This is a genomic window from Streptomyces sp. NPDC046939, from assembly GCF_040644575.1.
Lineage (GTDB): Bacteria > Actinomycetota > Actinomycetes > Streptomycetales > Streptomycetaceae > Streptomyces.
Window position 1 is genome coordinate 46,924 of record NZ_JBEYWV010000011.1, and the last position, 24,956, is coordinate 71,879.

Annotated in this window: 20 protein-coding genes and 1 tRNA gene; 7 read left to right on the plus strand and 14 right to left on the minus strand. The window is 72.7% G+C overall.

All coding sequences use genetic code 11. The features are described from left to right. Positions 1–30: 30 nt before the first annotated feature. Positions 31–804 (plus strand): sulfite exporter TauE/SafE family protein, encoded by a 774-nt coding sequence (locus tag ABZ877_RS14295; protein ID WP_361069610.1) that lies wholly within the window; start codon positions 31–33, stop codon positions 802–804. Between the two features lie 10 nt (positions 805–814). On the opposite strand, the gene ABZ877_RS14300 is transcribed toward ABZ877_RS14295, so the two are convergent. Beyond that, positions 815–2,881, minus strand: a complete 2,067-nt coding sequence (locus tag ABZ877_RS14300) for an MDR family MFS transporter (RefSeq protein WP_361069613.1) — start codon at positions 2,879–2,881, stop codon at positions 815–817. Positions 2,882–3,016: 135 nt separating this feature from the next. Then, on the minus strand, positions 3,017–3,514 hold the full coding sequence (locus ABZ877_RS14305) for a DUF309 domain-containing protein (protein ID WP_361069616.1): 498 nt from the start codon (positions 3,512–3,514) through the stop codon (positions 3,017–3,019). Between the two features lie 121 nt (positions 3,515–3,635). On the opposite strand from ABZ877_RS14305, the gene ABZ877_RS14310 reads away from it, so the two are divergent. Beyond that, a tRNA-Pro gene (locus ABZ877_RS14310) sits at positions 3,636–3,709 on the plus strand. 80 nt (positions 3,710–3,789) lie between these two features. Further along, the gene (locus ABZ877_RS14315) at positions 3,790–4,680 is read left to right on the plus strand and encodes an aminoglycoside phosphotransferase family protein (protein WP_361069619.1); all 891 of its coding nucleotides are present in this window, start codon (positions 3,790–3,792) and stop codon (positions 4,678–4,680) included. Here the strand turns inward: ABZ877_RS14315 and ABZ877_RS14320 are convergent. The 9 genes from ABZ877_RS14320 to ABZ877_RS14360 form a co-directional block, all read right to left on the minus strand. Beyond that, positions 4,677–5,759, minus strand: coding sequence for a mechanosensitive ion channel family protein (locus ABZ877_RS14320; RefSeq protein ID WP_361069622.1), 1,083 nt, complete (start codon positions 5,757–5,759; stop codon positions 4,677–4,679). The genes ABZ877_RS14315 and ABZ877_RS14320 overlap by 4 nt on opposite strands. Positions 5,760–5,952: 193 nt before the next feature. Next, complete coding sequence (locus ABZ877_RS14325) at positions 5,953–6,987, minus strand: Gfo/Idh/MocA family oxidoreductase (protein WP_361069624.1); 1,035 nt, start codon at positions 6,985–6,987, stop codon at positions 5,953–5,955. Beyond that, positions 6,984–8,018, minus strand: coding sequence for a Gfo/Idh/MocA family oxidoreductase (locus tag ABZ877_RS14330; protein ID WP_361069626.1), 1,035 nt, complete (start codon positions 8,016–8,018; stop codon positions 6,984–6,986). Before ABZ877_RS14330 ends, ABZ877_RS14325 begins: the two co-directional genes overlap by 4 nt. A 23-nt stretch (positions 8,019–8,041) precedes the next feature. After that, the gene (locus ABZ877_RS14335) at positions 8,042–8,878 is read right to left on the minus strand and encodes a carbohydrate ABC transporter permease (protein WP_361069629.1); all 837 of its coding nucleotides are present in this window, start codon (positions 8,876–8,878) and stop codon (positions 8,042–8,044) included. Beyond that, a complete protein-coding gene (locus ABZ877_RS14340; protein ID WP_361069632.1) occupies positions 8,871–9,839 on the minus strand; it encodes a sugar ABC transporter permease in 969 nt (322 codons plus the stop codon). Before ABZ877_RS14340 ends, ABZ877_RS14335 begins: the two co-directional genes overlap by 8 nt. Next, a complete protein-coding gene (locus ABZ877_RS14345) occupies positions 9,839–11,104 on the minus strand; it encodes a sugar ABC transporter substrate-binding protein (protein ID WP_361069635.1) in 1,266 nt (421 codons plus the stop codon). The genes ABZ877_RS14340 and ABZ877_RS14345 overlap by 1 nt, the downstream gene beginning before the upstream one ends. 34 nt (positions 11,105–11,138) lie before the next feature. Beyond that, on the minus strand, positions 11,139–12,305 hold the full coding sequence (locus ABZ877_RS14350) for an ROK family transcriptional regulator (RefSeq protein ID WP_361069638.1): 1,167 nt from the start codon (positions 12,303–12,305) through the stop codon (positions 11,139–11,141). 172 nt (positions 12,306–12,477) lie between these two features. After that, complete coding sequence (locus ABZ877_RS14355) at positions 12,478–13,647, minus strand: hypothetical protein (protein ID WP_361069640.1); 1,170 nt, start codon at positions 13,645–13,647, stop codon at positions 12,478–12,480. Further along, positions 13,644–14,861, minus strand: a complete 1,218-nt coding sequence (locus ABZ877_RS14360) for a hypothetical protein (RefSeq protein WP_361069643.1) — start codon at positions 14,859–14,861, stop codon at positions 13,644–13,646. The genes ABZ877_RS14355 and ABZ877_RS14360 overlap by 4 nt, the downstream gene beginning before the upstream one ends. Positions 14,862–15,137: 276 nt before the next feature. On the opposite strand from ABZ877_RS14360, the gene ABZ877_RS14365 reads away from it, so the two are divergent. Continuing rightward, entirely contained in the window at positions 15,138–16,046 is a 909-nt protein-coding gene (locus tag ABZ877_RS14365) for a YceI family protein (RefSeq protein WP_361069646.1), read from the plus strand. 454 nt (positions 16,047–16,500) lie between these two features. On the opposite strand, the gene ABZ877_RS14370 is transcribed toward ABZ877_RS14365, so the two are convergent. Both ABZ877_RS14370 and ABZ877_RS14375 read right to left on the minus strand, forming a co-directional pair. Then, the gene (locus ABZ877_RS14370) at positions 16,501–16,677 is read right to left on the minus strand and encodes a hypothetical protein (RefSeq protein WP_361069648.1); all 177 of its coding nucleotides are present in this window, start codon (positions 16,675–16,677) and stop codon (positions 16,501–16,503) included. Between the two features lie 104 nt (positions 16,678–16,781). Beyond that, entirely contained in the window at positions 16,782–17,591 is an 810-nt protein-coding gene (locus tag ABZ877_RS14375; protein ID WP_361069651.1) for an SAM-dependent methyltransferase, read from the minus strand. Between the two features lie 157 nt (positions 17,592–17,748). Between ABZ877_RS14375 and ABZ877_RS14380 the strand changes: the two genes are divergently transcribed. Then, positions 17,749–18,594: a GNAT family N-acetyltransferase gene (locus ABZ877_RS14380; protein ID WP_361069653.1), complete on the plus strand. Its 846-nt coding sequence runs from the start codon at positions 17,749–17,751 to the stop codon at positions 18,592–18,594. 761 nt (positions 18,595–19,355) lie between these two features. On the opposite strand, the gene ABZ877_RS14385 is transcribed toward ABZ877_RS14380, so the two are convergent. After that, complete coding sequence (locus ABZ877_RS14385) at positions 19,356–20,129, minus strand: crotonase/enoyl-CoA hydratase family protein (RefSeq protein ID WP_361069656.1); 774 nt, start codon at positions 20,127–20,129, stop codon at positions 19,356–19,358. Between the two features lie 104 nt (positions 20,130–20,233). On the opposite strand from ABZ877_RS14385, the gene ABZ877_RS14390 reads away from it, so the two are divergent. Together ABZ877_RS14390 and ABZ877_RS14395 are read left to right on the plus strand one after the other, a co-directional pair. After that, complete coding sequence (locus tag ABZ877_RS14390) at positions 20,234–22,120, plus strand: ABC transporter ATP-binding protein (protein WP_361069996.1); 1,887 nt, start codon at positions 20,234–20,236, stop codon at positions 22,118–22,120. A gap of 65 nt (positions 22,121–22,185) precedes the next feature. After that, positions 22,186–24,939, plus strand: coding sequence for an AAA family ATPase (locus ABZ877_RS14395; protein WP_361069659.1), 2,754 nt, complete (start codon positions 22,186–22,188; stop codon positions 24,937–24,939). The last annotated feature ends 17 nt before the right edge of the window (positions 24,940–24,956 follow it).

The following is a 24,956-nucleotide window of genomic DNA, read 5'->3' on the forward strand; positions in this document are numbered from 1 at the left end:
CGGGGTCGGTGGGGCTACCATCGACCAGCCATGCACGACTTGTTCGGGATCACCGCCTGGGGGTTCGCCGCCCTGGCCGCCGCGGCGCTGCTCGTCGGCTTCTCCAAGACCGCCGTCAGCGGCGCCAACACGGTCAGCCTCGCCGTGTTCGCGGCGATCCTGCCCGCCCGCGCCTCCACCGGCGTCCTCCTGCCGATCCTGATCTTCGGCGACGTCCTGGCCGTCCTCACCTACCGGCGCCACGCCCACTGGCCGACCCTGTGGCGGCTGTTCCCGGCCGTCGCCGGGGGAGTGGTGCTCGGCACGGCCTTCCTCGCCTTCGCCGACGACGGCGCCGTGCGGACGTCCATCGGCGCGATCCTGCTGCTGATGGCGGGCGTCACGCTGTGGCGGCGCCGCAAGGCCGACGGCCCCGAGGCCCCGGAGGCCGAACGGACGCCGACCCGCGCGGCCCGCGTCAAGGCGGGCTCCTACGGAGTGCTCGGCGGCTTCACCACCATGGTCGCCAACGCGGGCGGCCCCGTCATGTCGATGTACCTGCTCTCGGCAGGCTTCCGGAAGCTGGGCTTCCTCGGCACCTCCGCCTGGTTCTTCCTCATCGTGAACTCGGCGAAGGTGCCGTTCAGCGTCGGCCTCGGACTGATCGACGGACGCTCGCTGCTGCTCGACGCGGCCCTGGCGGCGTTTGTCGTGCCCGGCGCCCTGCTCGGCAAATGGGCTGTGAACCGCATCAACCAACTTCTCTTCGAGCGGCTGGTCATCGCGGCAACGGTGGTCGGCGGCCTGCAACTCCTCCTGCGCTAGCCGACGCGCGTCACGCCGGGCTCAGCGTACGGTCCGAACCCGCCTTGTTCGGGAGGCCCTGTTGCAGGTCCTCGGCGAGCAGCCGCTTCGCGATCGTGTCCACCGCCGCCCGCAGCTCGTCGTCCGCGGGCCGGCCCAGGTCCTCCTCGACCCGGTCGGCCAGCCACGAACCCCACGCGGCGCTGATGACGTCCGTCTCGCGGCGCCCCGCCGCCGTGTGCGAGAAGTACACCCCGGTACGGGACAGATAGCCCTCGTCCACCATGCGCTGGAAGACCGGCACCAGCACCTCCGGCGGCAGTGCGCGCCGCGCGGCGATCATGCCGAGGCTCGCGTGGCCGACCATCCGCGTGAAGAACTCCACCTGCATCACCGCCCAGGCCCCCGCGATGTCCAGGCGGGTGTCGGAGTCCCTGAGGATGCGCCGTGCGGTCGCCAGGTCCGTCGACCGCACGATGGAGCCGACGGTGCGTTCGAGGAGGTGCGCCTTGTCCCCGGTGGTCGGCTGCGCGAAGCCCTCGCCCATGTCCGACGAGCCCATGCGGGCGCTGTCGCGCAACTGCACCTGCTTGAGGAACAGCGCCACCAGGAACCCGATCAGCGCCACCGGCACCGTCCACAGGAAGACCGTGTGCAGCGTGTCCGCGTACGCGTCGACGACGGGGGTGCGCGCGGCGTCGGGGAGCGCGTGCAGGCCGCCGGGGTTCTGCGCGGCCTTGGCGAGCGTCGCCGGATCGACCCCGGAACCGGCGCGGGCCGCCTCCGCCACCCCGTCCGACAGATTCGGCTTGAGGGTGTTGGCGTAGATCGTCCCGAAGACGGCCGTGCCGAAGGAGCTGCCGAGCGTACGGAAGAAGGTGACGCCGGAGGTCGCCGTGCCCAGGTCCGCGTAGTCCACGGTGTTCTGCACGGCGATCGTCAGGACCTGCATGCACAGGCCGATGCCGACGCCGAGCACGAACATGTACAGCGACTCCAGCCAGACGCCCGACGAGCGGCCCATCAGCGACAGGAGGTACAGGCCGAGCGCCATGACGAGCGAGCCGATGATCGGGAAGAGCCGGTACTTGCCGGTCTTGCTGACCACGTTGCCCGAGAAGATCGACGCGATCAGCAGGCCGATCACCATGGGCAGCGTCCGCACGCCGGAGATCGTGGCCGAGTCCCCGTCCACGTACTGCAGGTACGTCGGCAGGAACGTCATGGCGCCGAGCATGGCGAAGCCCACGACGAAGCTGAGGATCGAGCAGACCGTGAAGACGGGGTTGGCGAACAGGCGCATCGGCAGCATCGGCTCCGCCGCCCGCGTCTCCACCCAGCAGAACAGGCCGAGCGCGACGACGCCGCCCGCGAAGAGGCCGATGATCGTCGCCGAGCCCCACGCGTACTCGTTGCCGCCCCAGCTCGTCGCCAGGATCAGCGCGCTCGCGCCGATCGCGACGAGCGCGATGCCGAGGTAGTCGATGACCGGGCGGGCCGCCGACTTCACCACCGGGATCGTCCGGGCCGCCGCGAGCACCACGACGATCGCGATCGGTACGTTTACGTAGAACGCCCAGCGCCAGGTCAGGTGGTCCGTGAAGAGACCGCCGAGGAGCGGGCCGATCACCGTCGCCACCCCGAAGACGGCGCCGATCGCGCCCTGGTACTTGCCGCGCTCGCGCAACGGGATGACGTCCGCGATCAGCGCCATCGCCGTCACCATCAGGCCGCCCGCGCCGATCCCCTGCATCGCCCGCCACGCGATGAGCAGCGACATGTTGCCCGCGAGGCCGCACAGGAACGAGCCCGTGATGAAGACGACCGCCGAGACCTGGAAGACCACCTTCCGCCCGAAGAGGTCACCGAACTTGCCGACGAGCACCGTGGCGACCGTCTCCGCGAGGAGGTACGCCGTCACCACCCACGACATGTGCGCCGCGCCGCCCAGGTCCGAGACGATCGTGGGCAGGGCGGTGCCGACGATGGTCTGGTCGAGGGCGGCGAGGAGCATGCCGAGGACGATCGTGGCGAAGACGATGTTGCGGCGGCGCTGGTCCAGGTAGGGCGGGGCCTGGGTTTCTGCGGTGGCTGTCACTTATGCAGGGTCCGTCGGGGTGGGGCTGGGCGCATGTTCGTTGCGGCCGGACTGGTGACGCCCTGGCGCCGTGGGGGTGGTTCTCCGGTGGCGCGTGCCGCTCGTGTGTGGCTGGTCGCGCAGTTCCCCGCGCCCCTAGGCGGTTCCCCGTAGCCGGGGTGCGTAGGTGGCCGCCTCCACGGGGGTGGCGTCATCGTCCACCTGCGCCGCCAGCTGTCTGGCCCATCGCGTCACCGCCGCCGGGTCCAGGCCGCCCGGTGCCTCGCCGTGCCAGGCCGCCAGGCCGTCCGCGCCTCTGCGGAGCAGGCGGGCGCCGCCCCTCGCGTTGCCCCGGGCTGCGTGGGTGAGGCCCACCGCCACCTGGGCCAGGGCGCGCCACAGGGCGCGTTCGGAGTCCGGGCCCGACTTCCAGGCGTCCTCGAAGACCTCGTGGGCGTGGAACGGGCGGCCCGCGTCGAGCAGCTCCTGCGCCTCCGTGACGGTCTCGGCGGGGGTGCGCACGACCCCCTCCGGCTGACGCTCGACGCCGGGGGAGCCGTAGGGGAGGGGGCGGCCGAGGCCGTCGCGGGGGCGGGCGTTGCGCGCCCGGCCCTCCTCGTCCCGGTCCCGGCCGCCGCTTCGCGAAGTGCTCATCCGCCGATTCTCGCGCACGTCGCACGGCATCCGCGTGATCGGTTTCAAACCAGCCGTGAGCTTGGGGTATTGTTCTGTCTGTCGCCGCCGGACGGGACTCGACCGAGCCGGCAGCCGACATCGGGACGTGGCGCAGCTTGGTAGCGCACTTGACTGGGGGTCAAGGGGTCGCAGGTTCAAATCCTGTCGTCCCGACTTGAGAAAGTCGCAGGTTGTGGGGCCGGTTCGGAGCAATCCGAACCGGCCCCACAGTCGTTCCGCCGCGGAAGGGCACCATGGCCGTACCCAAACTGCATCCCGACGAGCCCGACATCGACGAGGACCTCGTACGGGGCCTGGTCGACGAGCAGTTCCCGAGGTGGGCCGCGCTGCCGTTGCGCCAGGTGCGCTCGCACGGCACGTCGAACGTGCTGTACCGGCTCGGGGACGAGCACGTCGTGCGGCTGCCGCGCGTGCGCGGGGCCGTGCCGGACCTCGCCGGGCAGCGGCGCTGGCTGCCCCACCTTGCCGCGCGGTTGCCGGTCGCCGTGCCCGAGCCCGTCGCCGAGGGGCGCCCGGGGCGCGGGTTCCCCTACCCGTGGGCGGTGCACCGGTGGCTGCCCGGGGCGATCCCCGAGGTGGGGAGTCTCAGCGAGCCGGAGGCGCTGGCCCGGGACCTCGCCGCGTTCGTGGCCGCCCTGCGCCGCGTCGACACCGCCGGCGCCCCCGCCGCCTACCGGGGGCGCCGCCCGCTCGCCGAGCGGGACGGCGACACCCGTGACGTGCTCCACCGACTGGCCGGGACCATCGACAGCGCGGCCGCGCTCAACCTCTGGGACGACGCCGTGCGCACCCCGCGCGGCCCGCACCCCGACGTGTGGCTCCACGCCGACCTCCAGCCCGGCAACCTCTTCGTCAAGGACGGGCGGCTCAGCGCCGTCATCGACTTCGAGTGCATGGGCGCCGGTGACCCCGCCGTCGACCTCATCGTGGCCTGGTACGTCCTCGACGGCGCCGGGCGCCGTCTGTTCCGGGACGCCGTCGGGCTGGACGCGGAGACCTGGAAGCGCGGCCGGGGCTGGGCCCTGACCGTCGCCGCGCACGAACTCGCGTACTACCGGGGGTCCAACCCGTTCATGGCACGGACCGCCGAACGGGTCATCGGCGAGGTGCTGCGGCCGGGCTAGACGAGCGGCGCCTCCGAGGCGTCCCGCTGGTGCGGGATGACCACAGGGGCGCTGCCCTGCGCGAGCGCCACCGTCCGTGTCGGCGCCGGGATGCGGATGCCCTCCTCGCGGAAGCGGCGGTGCAGGCGCTTGATGAACTCGTGCTTGATCCGGTACTGGTCGCTGAACTCGCCGACGCCGAGGATCACCGTGAAGCTGATCCGGGAGTCGCCGAACGTGTGGAAGCGCACGGCCGGTTCGTGCTCGGGGAGCGCGCCCTCGACGTCCTTCATGACCTCGGTGACGATCTCGACGGTCACCCGCTCGACGTGCTCAAGGTCGCTGTCGTAGCCGACGCCCGCCTGCACGGTCAGCGTCATGTCCTGCTCGGGACGGCTGAAGTTCGTCATGTTCGTGCCCGACAGCTTCGTGTTCGGGATGATCACGAGGTTGTTGGAGAGCTGGCGGACCACGGTGTTGCGCCAGTTGATGTCGACGACATAGCCCTCCTCACCGCTGCTCAGCCTGATGTAGTCGCCGGGCTGGACCGTCTTCGAGGCGAGGATGTGCACGCCCGCGAAGAGGTTGGCGAGGGTGTCCTGGAGGGCGAGCGCCACCGCGAGGCCGCCCACGCCGAGGGCGGTGAGCAGCGGGGCGATGGAGATGCCGAGCGTCTGCAGGACGACCAGGAAGCCCATCGCGAGGACGACGACCCGTGTGATGTTCACGAAGATCGTCGCCGATCCGGCGACCGCCGCGCGGGACTGCGCCACCGCCCGGACGAGCCCGGTGACGATCCGGGCGGCGGTGAGCGTCGCCGCGACGATGAGGAACGCCGTCAGCGTCATGTTCACGGTGCGGGTCGTGCGGGCCGTCAGCGGCAGCGCGGCGGCGGCCACCGCCGCGCCCGCGGCGACGGCGGCCCACGGCACGAGCGTGCGCAGCGCGTCGACGAGCACGTCGTCACCGCTCCAGCGCGTCCGCTTCGCCCGCTCGCCGAGCCAGCGCAGCAGGATCTTGAGGAGCAGCCCGGCCAGGAGGCCCGCGACCAGGGCGACGCCGGCGATGATCAGGTCATGGAGTTCGACCGCACGGGTCACCGGGCACCTCCCGGGCACAACGCGGTCCTGAGGGCGGCTATGTGATGTTTCGTCACGTGTTCTCGCTCGATAGCTCTGTAGGGGGGTGAGGCGGGTGCGGCGCCCGGAGAGCACCGCACGCCGGGCCATCCTGCCGCACTCCGGACCCGCCTCGTGCCACCTGCCCGCTCCACCCCCTGTGACATCGCCCCCGCTACCCCAGGGTCACCGCCCGCCCCTCCCGTGCCGACTCGTACGCGGCGGCCACGATCCGCAGCGTGCGCAGCCCGGCCGCACCGTCCGTGACCCCGACCGGGGCCGTGCCGTCGCCGGTGCCGTACAGGAAGGCGCGCAGCATCAGCGCGTCCAGGTCGACCCCGTAGGCGAGTTCGATGCCCGAGCGTGACGCCTCGCTGAAGCCGTGCAGCTTCTGGTCGAAGGCGTCCATCTCGATGGTGGCCCGGTCGCCGATCACCTGCATGGCGAGGCCGCCCCAGGCGGGGTGGTGCTGCGGCTGGCTCCACGAGCAGTCGATGGTGGCCACGGCGCCGTTCGCGTAGGTGAGGGTGAGCAGGCCCGCCGTCTCGACCGGGACGTCCTCGTCGTCCGCGTACAGGACGTTGTTGGTCTGCGCGTAGACGGAGGTCACCGGGGAGGCGTCGAAGAGATCGTCGAGGAGGTCCGCGATGTGGACCGTGTGGTCCATCAGGGCGCCGCCGCCCGCGAGTTCCGGATCGGTGAACCAGCGGCGGCGCGCGCCCGGCATGTAGCCGTTGTTGGCGCCGGACACCGTGAGCACCTCGCCCGCCGTCCCCGCCCGCACCGCCGCCCGCACCGCCAGGTAGGCCGGGCTGAACCGCACGGGGTGCGCCACCGCGAGCCGGACCCCGGCCGCCCGGCACGCCTCGACCATGGCCTCGCCGTCCTCGACCGTGGTGGCCAGCGGCTTCTCGCACAGCACGTCCACGCCGTGCGAGGCGGCGAGTTCGACCAGGGGGCGGTGGCGGGCGTTCTCGGAGCAGACCACCACCTTGTCGGGTCCCCAGGCGAACAGTTCCTCGTACGTGTCGACGTAGTCGACGCCGAGCTGGGCCGCGAAGTCCTTGCCGCGGACCTCGCCGGGCGCCGCCAGGTCCGTGTCGGGGTCGGCGGCGAGGACCCGTACGCCGTCCATCGAGGCGAGCAGGCGCGCGAAGCCGCCCGCGTGGACGTGGGCGAACGACAGCACCCCGACTTTCAGGTCCTTCACAGCGCGGCTCCCTCGACGGCGTGGGGTACGACGGGCTTTCCGGTGCGGGCGGACTCGGCGGCCGCGGCCGCGATCCGGACGGCCTCGACGCCGTCGCGCGCCGACACCCGCGGCGGGGGCCCGCCCGCGACGGCGGTGGCGAAGTCCCGCAGCTCCGTCAGGTAGGGGCTCTCCGTCATGGGGCTGCCGGGGATGCCCTCGCCGAGGGGCCGCACGCCCTGCGCGAGGACCCGGAAGCCGGTCTGGGCGGTCGAGTCGTGCTCCAGGAAGCCGCCGGGCCCCGCGACCCTGAACGTCGTACGGAAGGCCAGGTCGGGCGGGCCCCACACACCGAGTACGTGGCTGATCGCGCCGGACGCGTGGGTGAGGACGGCGGTGCCGGTCGCCACGTCCCCGTCGACCGCGCCCGGCTCCTGACGGCCGCGGACCTGGGCGTGGACGCGGACGACCTCGCCCGCGAGCAGACGGGCGAGGTCGAAGTCGTGGATCATCTGGTCGACGAGGATGCCGCCGGAGAGCGCCGGGTCGCTGAACCACGGCGCCCACACCGGGTAGCGGCCCGAGCGGCTGAACCGCAGCACGGCGGGCGGTCCGACACGGCCCGCCGCCACGGAGTGCGCGAGCGCCGCGTACGCCGGGAAGTACCGCACGACGTGCGCCGGGAACAGCAGCACCCCGGCGGCCTCGGCGGCGTCCGCCATCTCCTGCGCCTCGGCGGCGGTCAGCGCGAGCGGCTTCTCGCACACGACGTGCTTGCCCGCCGCGATCGCCTCCAGGGTCAGGTGCCGGTGGGTGAAGGTCGGGGTGCACACGTCCACGACGCTGCTGCGTGCGAGGAGTTCGTCGAGGCTGTGCACGGCGGTCGCGCCGGACGCGGCATACTGCGCCGCCAGCTTGTCCGCGTGGCCGTCGGTGGACAGGATCGTGACGCGTGCGCCCAGCTCCGTCCAGGCGGGCAGATGGGCGCGGGCGATGCCGCCTGCGCCGATCAGGCCCACGTCGAGGTGTGCCATGTAGGTCCTTTCTCGCATGTGACGAGTCTTGATGCGACGGGTCAGCCCTTCGTGCCGCTCTGGGCGATGCCCTGCACGAAGTGGCGCTGGAGGAACAGGTAGAGCAGGATCATCGGCAGGCTCGCGATCAGCGAACCGGCCATCATGACCGGGTAGTTGGTCTCGAACTGGCCCTCCAGGGAGGTCAGCCCGGCGCTGATCGGCATCTTCGCCGGGTCGGTGTTGACGACCAGCGGCCACAGCAGGTCGTTCCAGGACCACATCGCCGTGATCACCGCCAGCGCCGCGAGCGCGGGCCGGATCAGCGGCAGCATGATCGACCAGAAGATCCGGAACGGGCCCGCGCCGTCGATCCGCGCCGCCTCCTCCAGCTCGCGCGGCAGGGAGAGGAAGAACTGGCGGAGCATGAAGGTGCCGAACGCGCTGAACATGCCGGGCAGGAACAGCGCGGGCGGCGAGTTCAGCAGCCCGAGCCGCTGGACGATGTCGTACTGCGGCAGGATCAGCAGCGACGACGGGACGAGAAGGACCGACAGGAACAGCGCAAACAGCACGTTCCGCCCCCGGAACCGCATCCGGGCGAAGGCGTACGCGGCGAGCGAGCAGAACACGAGCTGCCCCACCGTCCGCCCGACCGTGTTGATGAGGCTGTTGCCGAGCATCTCCCCGTACGGCAGAGCGGTGAACACGTCGTGGAACGCCGTCCAGTTCCACCGCTCGGGGAAGAACGTCGTCGGTACGTGCACGGCCTCCGGCAGCGTCTTGAGCGCCGTCAGGAGCTGCCACAGGAACGGGAAGACCATGACGAGCGCGCCGAGGGAGAGCAGGGCGTGCGTGGCGATCGAGCCGCCGTTCAGTCCGCGCAGGCGGTCACGCATAGTGCACCCACTTCTTCTGGAGGCGGAACTGCAGGAGGGTCAGCGCCGCGGTCAGCAGCATGAGGAGGAACGCGAGTGCGGCCGCCGCGCCCTGGTTGTTCTGCTGGAACGCCCACTGGTAGAAGAGGCTGACCACGGACTGGGTGGAGCCGAGCGCCGGGTTGGTCGGGGACATCATCACGTAGATGAGGTCGAACATCTGGAGCGAGTTGATCACGCAGATGACCGCCGCGAAGAAGATGCTCGGGCTGAGCAGCGGCAGCGTGATCGTGAAGAAGCGGCGCACCGGGCCCGCCCCGTCCAGCTCCGCCGCCTCGTAGTAGTCCTGCGGGATGCCCTTGATCCCCGCGATGAAGATGATCAGGTAGTAGCCGACGCTCTGCCACACCGAGACGAGGCCGATGGCCCACAGCGCGGTCGACGGGTCCGATGCCCAGAAGTGCCGCGAGACGCCGAACCAGGACAGGATCTCGTTCAGGAGGCCGAAGTTGCCGTTGTAGAGCCAGTTCCAGACGAGGCCGACGGCGACCGGGAGCGTGACGAACGGGATGAAGTACAGCGCCCGGTAGACGCCCACGCCGCGCAGCCCGCGCCGGTTGAGGAGCGCCGCCACCACGATCGAGAGCGGCAGGGTGAGCAGGCCGATCGCCCCGTACAGGAGCGTGTTGCCCAGCGCGCGCCACACGGTGACGTCGCCGACGACGCGCGCGTAGTTGTCACCGCCGGTCCAGGTGTTGCCGCCGAAAGGGCCGAAGTGGGTGAAGCTGAACCCGAACGTCTGGATCAGCGGCCAGATGTAGAACACCAGGAAGCCGATGCCGATCGGGGCGATGAAGAGGTACGCGGCCTTCTGCGTACGGGAGTTGGGGCCCTTGGTGGCGCCGTCGGGCCCGGCCTTGGTACGGGGCTTCCTGATCCGGCCCGCCGCCTCCGCGGCGGCCGTCGACGGGAACACGGCCATCACTTGTCCTCCTCGTCGAGGGCCCGGTCCATCTGCCGCGCGAGCGTGCGCGCCGCCTGCTCGACGCCGCCCTTGCCGCTGAACGGGGCGCCGAGGAGCAGGTACTCCTGGTCCTCCCAGACGGCGGTGTTGCGCGAACTCGGGTACGGGACCGCGTAGTCGAGCATGTCGATGAAGCACGTGAGGCCGAACTCCGGCATCGACTTCAGCCAGGCGTCCTGCGTCCCCTCGTAACTGGAGATGGTGATGCCGCCCTTGGCCTGGATCTCCGCCGCCTCGCGCCGCGCCATGAAGTCCACGAACTTCCAGGCCGCCTCCTTCTTGGCGGACTTGGCGCTGATGACGTTGGCGAGACCGTGGATCACGGTGGCCCGCTCGCGCCCTTTGGGGAGCACGGTGACGCCGCCGTGGTCCTTGATGGCGGGCGTCGCGTACATGAAGGACGCCATCGCGGAGAGGTCGTAGTTCATCGCGACCTGCTCGGAGAGGTACAGGTTGCGGGCCCGCACCTCCGACATGGCGCTCTGCGGCGGCGACCAGCCCCGGTCCACCAGGTCCGTCCAGAACCGCAGCCCTTCGAGGGAGCGCGGGTCGGCGAAGCCGGAGCGTCCGTCGCGGAGCACATAGCCGCCCGCGCCGAAGATCGTCGGATAGAACTTCGCCTGCCGGTCCATCTCGGCGGCGATCCCGTACACCCGCGTCTTCGGGTTGGTCAGCTCACGCGCCGCGTCCCGTACGTCGTCCCAGGTCCAGCTCTCGTCGGGGTACTTCACGCCCGCCTTGTCGAAGAGCGCCTTGTTGTACCAGAGCCCGACGGTGTCGAAGTCCTTCGGGAGCCCGTACTGCGTGCCCTCGTAGGCGTAGATGTCGACGAGCGCCTTCGGGTGTCTGCCGACAGGTGTGCCGTCCCGGGATATGTGTTCACTCAAGGGTTCCAGGACGCCGTTGGCCGCGTAGAGCTGGATGTTCACCGCGTTCATCCAGAACACGTCCGGAGCGGTGCCGCCGCGCATCGAGGTGCGCAGCGTCGTCCAGTACGAGGTCCAGGGCGTGACCTGGACCTCCACGGATATCCCGGGATTGTCCCGCTCGAACGCCTTGATGATGGCGGCCATGCCCGGCGCCTGCGCGGGGTCCCAGATGCCGTACGAGAGGGTCGTGCGGCCGCCTGCCGCGGTGCTTTCGGACGTCGTGCCGCCGCCGCTGCACCCCGCGACGATCGGGGTCGCCGCGAGCGCACCGGCGATCAGCGTTCTCCTGCGCATACGCGTCTCCGGTCGGGTCGATGGAGTCGGTGGTTCAGTGCTGGGCGGCCGGTGACGGCCGTGCCGGGCCCGCCGCGTCGGGGAGCCGCGTCTCGACCGCGTCGAGGGCGCGGCGCACCGCGCCCAGGGCCACGCCCTCGCGGCCGAGCGTGCTGACCGCGATCCGTGGCACGTGCAGGGTCAGCGGGCGCAGGTGCTCGGTGAGCAGCGGGCCGAGGGGCGGGCCGACGGGGGCGAGCGCGCCGGACAGGACGAGCAGCTCGGGGTCGAGGGCGAGGACGAGCGCCGCGATCCCGGGGGCGACCCCGGCGAGATAGCGGTCCAGGACGTCGAGGGCCGCGGGGTCACCGGCGCGGACGGCCCGCGCGAGCGCGTCCGAGCCGGACTCGCCGTCGCGCCGCTCACCGCCCCAGACGAGCGTCTTCCCGGCCTCGTCGAGCCCGAGCTGGGGCAGGATGCCCAGCTCGCCCGCGCCGCCGCGGCGGCCCCGGTGCAGCTTGCCGTCGATCATCACGCCGCACGAGATGCGCCGTCCCACGAGCACGCACGCCACGTCGTCGGCGAGGACGGCGGCGCCCCGCCAGTGCTCGGCGAGGACGGCGAGGTTCACGTCGTTCTCCACGAGGACGCGGCACGGGACGTCGTCCGCGAGGCGCCGCGCGAGGTCGAGGTCGGTCCAGTCGGGGACGACGACCGACAGGATCCGCCCCGTGTCGTCGACCATGCCGGGCACGCCGACACCGACCGCCCACACGTCGTCCGGGCCGAGCCCCTCATCCCTGACGAACCGCCGCAGCCTGGACCGCAGCAGCTCGATCCGCTCGGCGCCCGGCAGTTCGGCGGGGAACTCCTCGCGGTGCCGGGCGACGACCTCGCCGTCGAGCCGCGCGAGCAGCAGCACCAGCTTGCGCAGGCCGATGTCGACGCCGACGACGTGCCCGGCCTCGGCACGGAACCGGAACCGGCGCGCGGGCCGCCCCGGCGCCCGCCCGGCCGCCGGGGCGTCGGTCTCGGCGATCCACCCCTGCCCGGACAGCTCCTCCACGAGCGCCTCGACGGTCGGCCGGGAGAGCCCGGTGCCGGCCGCGAGGGCGCTGACGGTCTGCGGGCTCTCGCGCCGCAACGCCCGCAGCACCACGGCGGTGTTGAGACCGCGCAGCGCCGCGAGGTCGTGCCCCCGGGCCCTGTCGTGCACCGTCATGGCCTGATTCCCTCCCGGGCCGACCTGTCCGGCCTGTCGACCGTAATGCGCAGGACTCTTGCATAACTACGGCACCTTGGGAAGACCACCCGCACGAAGATTACGCAGAACTGTTGCGCAATACGTCCGGACAGTACGCGCGGGGCGGGTGAGCCGCCCCGCGCCGACGGGCTCACACCCGCTGAACGGCCCGGAATCCGGCCAGCTGCGACAGCAACGCGCGCGCGGAGGGCGCGAGTTCGGCCAGGCTCACCGTCGCCCCCGCGTTCAGCAGGCCGACGACGGCGGAGAGTTCGGGCCCCGTCAGCCCGGTCTCCAGCACATGGCCGCACGCCGCCACGAGCCGCCGCCCGCCGGCCTCCGCCCAGAGCACCCGCTCGACGGCCCGTACGGCGTCGCCCTCGGTGAAGTGGACCGGGCGAGCGGGTGGCGGGACCGGCCGCAGCCCGCCGTCCGTGGCGTGCAGCAGCGCCTCCCGCACCGTCCGCCGCCGCAGCACCCCGGGCCGCGCGGCCTCCCGGTAGCGGGCGAGGGCCCCGGCGAGCACGGGGGGCAGCCGGTCCGCGTGGCCGTCGGTCGTCGGGCGTACGAGGATGTCGGCGCCGTCCTGCCAAGTCCGCGGGGGCGCCGGATCGGGCCCGGGCACGAGCAGGGAACGCACCCCGTGCCCGGGTGCGGGCGCGGCGCGGGGGACACCCAGACGCACGACGGCGGCCGGGGCCCCGCCCGCCTCCACGACACAGCGCCGACCGGCGGGCCAGTAGAGCAGATCACCGGGTGCGAGGCGGACGGCCGCCCAGCGCTCGTCCAGCGCGAGCCGCAACCGGGGCCGTCCGAGCAGGGCGTGGAGAAACGTGGCGACACGTGTGTACGGGTGGCCGTATGCGGCCCGGCCGGGGCCGCACACCCCGTGGTGCAGGGCGGTGGACGCGCCGAGCAGCGGCTGGCCCGTGCGGTCCCACAGCGGGGACAGGAAGTTCCGCGCCCTGCGCCACACGGGATGGTGATAGGTGTGCGGCCCGCCCACGCGGAGGGTGAACGGTTCACGGCCCACGTGGGCGACGAGCCGCTGGTCGTACCGGGCGAAGGAACGGTCCTCCGGCTGGGGGAGCAGGTCGCCGGGGTCGGTGAGCCGGCGCGGTCCGAGGGTGAAGCCGAGCTGCCCGGAAGCGGGGTGCCGGGCGGCCGTGACGGCGCTCTCGAAAACCTCGTGCACGTCGAAGGGGGCGGGGATCGCGCCCGAGGCGATGAGCACGGGGCGCCGGTCCCAGTACGTGTCGACGAACAGGTCCCAGTCGAACGCGGTCAGGGTGTCGATCTCGACCGTCCCGGAGCGGCTCACGACTCCGCCTCCAGGGCGCGGACCCGGTACAACTCGGTGAGCAGCGTATGAAGTTGAGGGGTGTCAGGGTGCAGATCGCCCGCCTCGGCCAGGGCGGTGACGGTGGTGCGCGGTGTCGTGGCGAGGTGGTCGAGGACGCGGTGAGCGGCGGGGGTGGTGACGGGGGCCGCGTGTCCGTTGGCGGCCCAGAGCGGCGGGCCGGTCTCCGGCCGTGTGCGCAGGATCTCGGCCGTACGCCGTAATCGGCGGCCCGGGACGAGCGGGACGCCGGGTCTGGGCGGCGGGGCCGGGAGGAGACCGGCCGCTGAGCGCAGGGCCGCCCAGCGCAGCGACAACACGCGTTCGGGCTCGTCACCGCTCAGGGCGGTCATGCAGCGCCGGGCGGGGGCGGTGCAGCGGGGGGTGGGTGTGAGGCGTCCGTCCGGGGCGGCCGGTGCGGGGTGCGGGACGGTGGCCTGGTCGTCGGCGGGGAGCGGGTGGCGGCGCAGGATGTCGCCGAGCACCTCGCCGACGTAGGGGAGGGCCGAGGCGGAGCGGGCCGGGACGCTCAGACGCAACGTCGTGCACAGCCGCGTACGGTCCTCCAGGTGGGTGCTCCCGGCGGGCCAGTGCACCAAGTCGCCCCTCGACGCGCGCAACGCGTACTCGGTGCCGGTGTGCTCGGGCCGCACCCGCAGGGTGAGGGAGCCGTCCAGGACCCAGGTGAACCCGGCCGCGTCGGAGCGCTCGCGCGGGTCCTCGACGGTCCGGTGCCGGGTGCCGACCGCGAGCTCGGCGGTGACGGGCAGCGGAGGCAGTCCGATGTGGAGCCAGAGCCCCGTCACGGCGTCACGGACCCGCGACCAGAGGGAGAAGTCGAGGTGGAGGGCGTGACGGGCAGTCAGCAGCCAGCCCCCGTCCGGCATCCGACCGGAGGCGGCGAGGCGGGCGGCGTAGTCGGCGGCGCTCCGGTCGTCCCGCGAGGGCAGCAGCGGACCGGGGGCGCGGAGCACGCCGTCGGCGACGGCCAGCCGCGTCGTGGTCGGCTCCGGGGCGGTGGCCGCGGCCACCAGGAGGCGGTGCGCCCCCGCCGCGTCCAGGCCGGGACCGGGCGCGCCCGGCACGACCAACGGCTCCTTCGCCCAGTTCGCCGCGTACTTGTCCGCGAAGGGACGCCAAAGGTCGGCGGTCGGTGCGGCGGGTGCCGGGGCGAGCGCGGGTTCGTGGCGGTTCATGGGGGCCGGGATCTCCTCAATCCCTCGGTCGGGAGGCGGCGTGACGGGCCTGGTGACCTTGGCAGAGGCGCTCCGAGACAGTCAACGCCCCGTCACGAACCCGCGTACATGTGGCGTGGAACATACGTTCGCGCTTCGGTCGAGCCGAACTTTGAGGAGATTTCGTGAAGTGCCGCACCCGCAGGAGCGGAATATGGAATTCCGCCTCATTTGCGCCGGTCAGAGCCATGGCAAGGTGTCGAACGAAGATCAACCGTTCTTGGAAAGGCCGCACTCATGCCCCTCGCCCTGTTCCGCCGCAAGCGGGCCCGTTCCGCGGGCGGAGCCGGTCTCGCGCACCCCGTACCGGCGGGCGCGGGCGCCTTCCACTGCCAGGTCGCCGACCCGCTGGGGGAGCCGATGGCGGGCGTCGAGGTGACGGTCACGGAGACCAGCACCGGCCAGGTCGCGGCGAAGGCCACGACGGACCCGTACGGCCTGGTCTTCCTCACGCTGCGGGCGGGCCGGTACGGGGTGCTGCTCGCGGCCGAGGGGCTGCAGCCGCACCAGCAGACGATCGACGTCCTCGCCGGCGCGACCGTCCCCCTCACCCAGGTCCAGCTCCACCCCGGTCGCGCCCCCGAGCTGCCCGGCACCGGCACCTGGCTCTTCGACCCGCCGCACACCGCGATCCGGTTCATCGCCAAGCACGTCGGCATGGCCCACGTCCACGGCCGCTTCACCCGCTTCGAGGGCGGCATCCACGTCGCGCCCGACATGGCCGACTCCCGGGTGGAGGTGCGCATCGACGCGGCGTCGATCGACACCGGCAACAACACCCGCGACAACCACCTGCGCTCCGCGGACTTCCTGGACGTCGAGAACTACCCCTACATCCACTTCTCCTCCGACCGCTTCCTCTACCGCGGCGGCTCGAAATGGACCGTCCAGGGCGCCCTCTCCATGCACGGCGTCAGCCGCACCGTCGAACTCGACACCAACTACCTCGGCGTCGTCAACGGCGGCTACGCCGAGGAACTCCGCTGCGCCGCCCTCGCGACGGCGGAGCTCCACCGCGAGGACTACACCCTCAACTGGAGGACGATGCTGGCCCGCGGCATCGCCGTGGTCGGCCCCACGGTCAAGCTGGAACTGGACGTCCAGGCGATGTACCGCAGCCACGACACGCCTACGCCGCCGGAGTAGACCCGGAGCGGGCCGCCTTCCCCGGCCCTACGGGCAGGACTCGGAAGTCGGGCATGGAGACCCATACCGACGAACCTCGGCACGGCCTTCTTCGCGATGGCCGTGGGCGACTTGTGACGGCCTTCCGTGGGGGCGCCCTATGCCGTGCGCATGGGGGAGTTCCTGGCGTGGCTGCGGGCCTTCGATGGCGTCGGTAGCGGCGCCTGACGCGGTTCGGCGAGTTGGCTACCCGGTTCATCGGCCGGGTTTGCCGGCGTCGCGGGGTGGCGGGGCCTGTGCGAAGGTGGCGGGTGGGCTATATGTCCTGCTTGTCCGCCTGGTCGCGCGCTCGCAGCGTCGCGCCCACGAAACTCAGGAGGCAGTCATGTCCTCGAAGCGTCGCCGTAAGAAGAAGGCCCGCCGCAAGCACGCCGCGAACCACGGCAGCAGGCCGCAGTCCTGATTCGTGCCGGGGTCACGCCCTCTGCACGAGTCCTTCACCGGCCACTGTGGCCCACTCTGTGACCAGTGCCTCGTACTCAGCCCTGTCCTCGGCGGTCAACTGGCCGCCCGTGCGGGCCCACAGGTCGCGGATCTGCTGGTTGACCACATCGGCGGAACGGGTTGAGCGAGGGGTGGGAGTGGAGGACATGTGAACGAGGGTAGGGGATCAGTACGCCTCTTCGCTCCGGTCCGTCACGTGTGTATCGCCATGTGTGATGTTCGCCATGTCGGGCAACCCTTACCGGATGCGCGTCACGGCTTGCGCGCGACCCCCGCGTACAGCGGCACGGGCGTGCCGTCCCGCTCCTCGTCGACGGCCAGCTCGGGGTGCCAGTCCGGCAGCCAGACGAGGCCTGGGTCGAGCAGGTCCAGGCCCGTGAAGAACCTGGCCGTCTCCTCGCGCGTGCGCGGCACCAGTGTCACCCCGCCCGCCGCGTACATGGCAACGGCTTGCCGGGTGCGTTCGGGGTCGTGGTCCGACGCCAGTTGCGACAGCACCAGGTGGCTGCCGGAGGGGAGCGCGTCCACCAGCGTACGGATGATGTCGTACGCCCCCTGCTCGTCCGGGATGAAGTGCAGCAGCGCGATGAGTGACAGCGCGACCGGGCGGTCGAGGTCCAGGATCTTTCCGGCCAGCTCCAGGATCCGGTGCGGTTCGCGGGCGTCCGCCTGCACGTACCGCGTCACGCCCTCCGGGGTGCCACGCAGCAGCGCCTCCGCGTGGGCGAGGACGATCGGGTCGTTGTCCACGTAGACGACGGCCGCCTCGGGCGCCGCGGCCTGGGCGATGCGGTGCAGGTTCGGCTCGGTCGGTATGCCCGTGCCGATGTCGAGGAACTGGCGCACTCCGCACTGTGCCGCGAGCATCCGCGTCGCCCGCTGCATGAACCAGCGGTTGTGCCGCGCCCCGTAGGGGGCGGTCGGCTCCATCGCGGTGATCTGGCGCCCCAGCTCCTCGTCGACCGGATAGTTGTCCTTGCCGCCGAGGAACCAGTCGTACACCCGGGCCGGATGCGCCTTGCTGGTGTCGATGGCGGGTGTGGCGGGGGACAGGTCCGTCATGAGACAACTCCGGGGTCGGTGCGGTCCTCTTCGGGCATGCGTCCGATCATCCTGCCGTACGGGGGTGTCGCGGAGGGCGTGATCGGGAAGGATGCCCGGCGCGCCGGGGCCGGGCCTGGCGGGTCCGTGGAGCGTTACGTGAACAGGAGCGGTGCGCATGAGCGACGAACCGGGGCGCCTCGACATCTCCCGGGCCCGTCTCGCCGACTGGCCCGTGATCCGCGGCTGGGCCGCCGACGAGGGGTGGAACCCCGGCCTCCACGACGGTGCGAGCTTCTTCGCGCAGGACCCCGACGGGTTCTTCCTCGGCCGGATCGACGGCGAGCCCGTCTCGGCCGTCTCCGTCGTCACCTACGGCGCCGACTTCGCCTTCCTCGGCTGCTACCTCGTCCGTCCCGGCCTGCGCGGTCTCGGCCACGGCCTCGCCACCTGGCGGGCCGGGCTCGCGCACGCGGGTGCGCGCACTGTCGGCCTCGACGGGGTTGTCGCCCAGCAGCACAACTACCGCAGGTCCGGGTTCGCGCCCGCCCATCGCACGATCCGGTTCACCGGGGTCGTCGAGCGGGTGGGAGTTGCGGGGGCGGTCGTGCCCGTCGGCGCCGACCTCCTCGCGCCCGTCCTCGCCTACGACAGTGCCTGCCACCCCGCCGACCGGCCCCGTTTCCTGACGTCCTGGCTCACCACGCCCGGGCACACGGCACTCGCCCGCGTCGCCGACGGTCGGGTCACCGGGTACGGGGTGGTGCGCCCGGCACAGGACGGCCGACGGATCGGCCCCCTCTTCGCGGACACCGCCGACGACGCACGGGCCCTCTTCGACGCCCTCGCGCCCGGGGAGGGCCCGGTGAACATCGACGTACCGGAGACGAACGCGGACGCTCTCGCGCTCGTGGCATCACATGGTCTGACAGCCGGATTCGAGACGGCCCGCATGTACACCGGCCCCGTCCGACGATTCGCCCAGCACAAAATCTTCGGCGTCACCACGCTGGAGCTCGGCTGAGGATGGGCCTTTCGGCCCGCGGTCGGTTGAGGAGGGAGCTTTCGACCTCCGGTCTGCTGAGATCGGGGCTCCTTCGCCTGCGGTCGTCTGCGGCGCCCCTTCGATCTGCGCTCGGCCGACCCAGGACGGCCATCTCGGCCCGCGCTCGGCTAGGGAGGGGATTTCGCCCGCGCCTGGATGTGGAGAGCCCCCTTCGACCCGCACTCGGCTCAAAGCAGTCCCCTCTCAGACCGCGCTCGGCTGCGGAGCGCTCCTTTGCCCGCGCTCGACTGGGGAGGAGGATTCGGCCCGTGCCTGGTTGCGGAGAGCCCCCTGCGGCCCGCACTCGGCTGAAGGCAATCCTTCTCAGCCCGCGCTCCGGTTGCGAACGGTCCCTTCGATCTGCGCTCGACTGTGGAGCGTCCCTTCGCCCGCGCTCGGCCGAGGACGGGGCCTTCTCGGCCCATGCCCTGCCGGGGTGAGTCCCCTCAGCCTTCGCCCCCTGCAAAAGCCCCGTGCCGCCCTTCACCGGCGCTCGGCCGAGGACGGGGCCTTCTCGGCCCATGCCCCGCTGGGGTGAGTCCCCTCAGCCTTCGCCCCCTGCAAAAGCCCCGTGCCGCCCTTCGCCCGCGCTCGGCCGAGGACGGGGCCTTCTCGGCCCATGCCCGGCCGGGGTGAGTCCCCTCAGCCTTCGCCCCCTGCAAAAGCCCCGTGCCGCCCTTCACCCGCGTTCGGCCGAGGACGGGGCCTTCTCGGCCCACGCCCTGCCGGGGTGAGTCCCCTCAGCCCTCGCCCCCTCCAAAAGCCCCATGCCGCCCTTCCCCCGACACGAACCGCCCCGCCCCCTCGATCCCCTCCGCCAGTACGCCCGCCCCGTACGTCAGCTCCGCCCGCATCGCCGTCTCCTCGTCGGCGCCGCCCTGTTCCCGCGCTGACGCCCGGTCGCTGCGCAGGCACGCCTGGGGGAACGCCGCCAGTTGGGTGGCCAGGGCCTCGGCCGCCGCGCGGGAGCGGCCCGGGGGGACCAGGCGGTTGGCGAGGCCGATCTCGTAGGCCTCCTGGGCGGGGACCGGGCGGCCGGTGAGGATCAGGTCCATGGCGCGGCTCTCGCCGATGAGGCGGGGCAGCCGGACCGTGCCGCCGTCGATCAGGGGCACGCCCCAGCGGCGGCAGAACACGCCGAACACGGCGTCCTCCTCGACGACCCGCAGGTCGCACCAGAGGGCGAGTTCGAGGCCGCCCGCGACCGCGTGGCCGCTGACGGCGGCGATCACCGGCTTCGTCAGGCGCAGCCGCGTCGGGCCCATGGGCCCGTCACCTTCCTGGGTGACCTTGTTGCCGCGCTCGGTGCCGACGGCCTTGAGGTCGGCGCCCGCGCAGAACGTGCCGCCCGCGCCCCAAAGCACCGCCACCCTCGCCGTGTCGTCGGCCTCGAACTCCCGGAAGGCGGCGGCCAGTCGCGCGGCGGTCGGTCCGTCGACCGCGTTCCGCGCCTCCGGGCGGTCCAGGACGACGGTGCTGACGTGACCTCGGCGTTCCACGCGGACGGACGGCATGCGCGCATCCTGCCACGCCCCGCCTCCCCGGCCCCAGACCCCGGCACCGCCTCCGATTCCTTGACCTCAACATTGGTTGAGGTCCTACTGTCGTCCGCATGAGCATGGAAACCACAGCCTGGACGCAGCTCCACAGCGTCATGAACGCCCAGAACGGCGGCCCGGACAAGCGCCCCTTCGCCCGCGCGACCCTGCGCCGCATCGCCGGGTTCGCCCGCCCGCACCGGCGCCGCATCATCCAGTTCGTGCTGCTCAGCGTGGTCGGGGCGCTGCTCGCGGTGGCGACGCCGGTTCTCGCCGGGCACGTCGTCGACGCGATCGTGGGCGGCAAGGAGCAGGGCGAGGTGGTCCGGCTCGCCGTGCTCATCGCCGTCATCGCGCTCGCCGAGGCGGGCACCGGCCTGCTCGCCCGCTGGCTCTCCGCCAACCTCGGCGAGGGACTGATCCTGGACTTGCGGACCGCTGTCTTCGACCACGTGCAGCGGATGCCGGTCGCGTTCTTCACACGTACCCGTACGGGAGCGCTCGTCAGTCGTCTCAACAACGACGTGATCGGCGCCCAGCGCGCCTTCAGCAACACCCTGTCCGGCGTGGTCGGCAACATCGTCACGCTCGTGCTGACCCTGGCCGTCATGCTCACGCTGTCCTGGCAGATCACCCTCCTCGCCCTGCTCCTGCTCCCCGTCTTCGTGCTGCCCGCGCGCCGCATGGGCAGCCGCATGGCGCGCCTCCAGCGCGAGGCCGCCGCCCACAACGCGGCCATGGGCACACGGATGACCGAGCGGTTCTCCGCGCCCGGCGCCACGCTGGTCAAACTCTTCGGCCGGCCCGAGGAGGAGTCCGCCGAGTTCGCCGCCAGGGCGCGCCGCGTCCGTGACATCGGGGTGCGGACGGCGATGGCGCAGTCGGCGTTCATCACCGCGCTGACCCTGGTCTCCGCCCTCGCCCTGGCGCTCGTCTACGGGCTCGGCGGCTACTACGCCCTCGACGGCACCCTGGAGGCGGGCGCCGTCGTCTCCCTCGCCCTGCTCCTCACCCGCCTGTACGCGCCGCTGACCTCCCTGGCCGGGGCCCGCGTCGAGGTCATGAGCGCCCTTGTCAGCTTCGAGCGGGTCTTCGAGGTGCTCGACCTGAAGCCGCTGATCGACGAGAAACCGGACGCCCGTGACGTGCCGGACGGCCCCGTCGCCGTCGAGTTCGACGACGTCCGCTTCGGCTACCCCTCCGCCGACAAGGTCTCCCTCGCCTCCCTCGAAGAGGTCGCCACGCTCGACACGCGCGGCGGCGCCGAGGTCCTGCACGGCGTGAGCTTCCGCGCCGAACCCGGCCAGACCGTCGCCCTCGTCGGCTCCTCGGGCGCGGGCAAGTCGACCATCGCGCAACTCCTGCCCCGCCTCTACGACACCGACGCGGGCGCCGTACGCATCGGCGGCGTCGACGTACGCGACCTGAGCGCACCCGCCCTGCGCGGGGCGCTCGGCATGGTCACCCAGGACGGCCACCTCTTCCACGACACGGTCCGCGCCAACCTGCTCCTCGCCCGGCCGGAGGCGACCGAGGACGAACTCTGGGACGTGCTGCGCCGCGCCCGCCTCGACCACCTCGTACGGGAACTGCCGGACGGGCTCGACACGGTCGTCGGCGAGCGCGGCTACCGGCTCTCCGGCGGCGAACGCCAGCGCATGACCATCGCCCGGCTCCTCCTCGCCCGCCAGCGCGTCGTCATCCTCGACGAGGCCACCGCCCACCTCGACAACACCTCCGAGGCCGCCGTCCAGGAGGCGCTGACCGAGGCGCTCACCGACCGCACGGCCATCGTCATCGCCCACCGCCTGTCCACGATCCGCTCCGCCGACCAGATCCTCGTCGTGGAGGACGGCCGGATCGTGGAGCGCGGCACCCACACCGCCCTGCTCGCCGCCGGAGGCCGCTACGCGGAGCTGTACCGCACCCAGTTCGCACCGGAGGACGCGACACCGGAAGCGGCCTGAACTCCCGCGCAGTTCGGCCGAGTTGACCTATGGGACGGGGGCGGCGGCGCGGTTACCCTGAGTCCATGCTGCTGGGTCGTACGGCGGAGTGCGCACGGATCGCCGACCTCATCGACGAAGCGCGGACGGGGCGGAGCACGGCCCTCGTCATCCGGGGCGAGGCCGGGATCGGCAAGAGCAGCCTGCTCCGCTACGCCGAGTCGGTCGCCGGTGACCTCACCGTGCTGCGCACCCACGGCATCGAGACCGAGTCCCAACTGCCCTACGTGGGCCTCGCCGACCTGTTCCGGCCGGTCACCGACCTCCTGGACCGCATCCCGGGCCGACAGGCGGCGGCCCTCACCGGGGCGCTCGCGCTCGGCCCGGCCGTCGCCCAGGACCGGTTCGCCGTCGCCGCCGGGACGCTCAGCCTGCTCGGCGCGGTCAGCGAGTCCGGGCCCGTCCTCGTCGTCGTCGACGACGCGCAATGGCTCGATCCGTACTCCCTGGACTCCCTCGCCTTCGCCACGCGCAGGCTCGGCCGCGAAGGCGTCGTCGCCCTCTTCGCGACCCGCGACACCGACGAGGCCGCCTCCCGGCTCGCCCCCGTCGAGACCCTCACCCTGCGCGGCCTCGACACCGACGCGGCGCGCGCCCTGGTCGCCGACGAACCCCTGTCCCCGCACGACATCACCTGGCTCCTCTCCGAAGCACGCGGCAACCCCCTCGCCCTGGTCGAGCTGCCCTCGCTGCTCGCGCGCGGCGGCCACCGGCCCGACACCGGGGCCCCGCTGCCCATCGGCGAGATGCTCGCCCGCACCTTCCACAGCGCCATCGCCCGCCTGCCCGCCGAGGCCCAGGACGCCATGCTGCTGCTCGCCGTCCTCGGCCCGCGCCCCCTCGCCGGCACCGAACGCGTCCTGCGCGACCAGGGGTTGACGTACGCCTCGCTCGAACCCGCCGAACGCGCGGGCCTGGTGACCGTGGAGGAAGGCGCGTACGTCTTCCGCCACCCGCTGGTCCGCTCCGGCGTCTACCACGGGGCGAGCGCCGTGCGCCGCTGGCGCGCCCACCGCGCCGTCGCCCGCGCGCTCCGGGACGCCCAGGCCCCCACCGCCCTGGAGCGGTACGCCTGGCACCTCGCCGAGTCCGGCGCCGACCCCGACGAACAGGTCGCCGCCGCCCTCGAACGCGCCGCCTCCGCCGGACCCGCGAGCCTCACCTTCCCGCTCGCCGCACGCCTGTACGCGCACGCCGCCCGCTTCACCCCCGAGGGCGAGCACAAGGCGGGCCGCCTGCTCTCCGCCGCCCGCGCCGCACAGGCCGCCGGTTCGCAGGACGAGGCCGCCGAACTCCTCGACCGCGCCCTCGGCCACGCCACCCGGCCCCGCACCCGCCTCGACGTGCGCCAACTGCTCTGCTACGTCGACATCCAGCGGGGCCGACCGGCGCGCGCCAGTGAGGAGCTGCGGGCCGCCGTCGACGAGGCCAGGAGCGTCGACCCCGCGCTCGCCGCCGTCATGCTCGGCGGCGTCACCCTCACCGAACTCGCCATCGGCGACCTCACCGCCGCCCGCGCCGCCTCCGACGAGTCCATGCGCATCGTCGAAGCCTTCACCGACGCGCCCGCCGTCCTGCCCGTACGCCTGCTGCACGCCCTCGTCCAACTCCTCGGCGGCGACGCGGAGGACGGCCGGGCCCTGCTCCACGAACTGGAGAAGCCGCTCGCCGAACCGGACCTGTCCTTCCCCTACCCGGTGTCGGGCGTCGGTGGCCTCTGCTACCTGGCCGCCGAGGAGCTGGACGAGGGCCACGCCCTGCTCGACCGGGCCGTGCACGCCGCGCGCGCCGCCAGCACCGTGGGGGTGCTGGCGCATCTGCTCGGCACGTTGTCGGTGATCGAGTTCTGGCGCGGCCAGTGGACCTCCGCGCTCGCCCACGCCGACGAGTCCGCGCGGCTCGGCGAGGACACCGGGCGCGTCATCGAGGTGTGCCGCGCCCTCGCCGCGCAGGCCAAGGCCGAGGCCGCCCTCAACCGCGAGACGGACTGCCGCCGCCACGGCGCCCAGGCCGCCGCGCTCGCCGCCACCGCCGACCTGCCCATGGACGCGGCCCGCGCCCACGGCGCCCTCGGCCTCCTCGAACTCGGCCTCGGCCGCCACGAGGAAGCCGCCCGCCACCTGGAGAACGTACGGGACTTCTCCGTCGCCAACGGCCGCGGCGACGGCCTCTACCTCTCCTGGGCCGCCGACCTCGCCGACGCCTACGCCCACCTCCACCGCACCGACGAGGCGTACGACGCCCTGCGCGTCCTGGAGCACGAGGCGGGGCGCGGACACCGGCCCATCGCCGCCGCTGCCGCCGCCCGCTGCCGGGCCATGCTCGAACCCGGCGACGCGGAACGGCACCTGGACCGGGCGCTGCTCCATCTCGGGGGAGTGGTCGCGCCGTTCGAACGGGGGCGCACCGAGTTCACGCGGGGGGAGCTGCTGCGGAGGCAGGGGCGCCGGGGCGAGGCGCGGCGGTGGCTGCGGCGCGGGCTCGCCACGTTCGAACGGCTCGGGGCGGCCGGGTGGGCGGCACGGGCGGCGGCCGAGCTGCACGCGGCGGGCGGAGACCAGGTCCGTACGGGGCCCGCCCCGCTGGACGGGCTCACCCCGCAGGAGTTGCGCGTGGCGCTGGCCGTCGGGCGCGGCGTCACCAATCACGAGGCGGCCGAACAGCTCTTCCTCAGCGTCAAGACGGTCGAGTTCCACCTGGGGAACATCTATCGCAAGCTCGACGGGGTGCACCGGCGGGCGCAGTTGGTGCGGCTGCTGAGCCACGCCAGCGAGGCGTGAGCGCGGGCGCCGGCCGG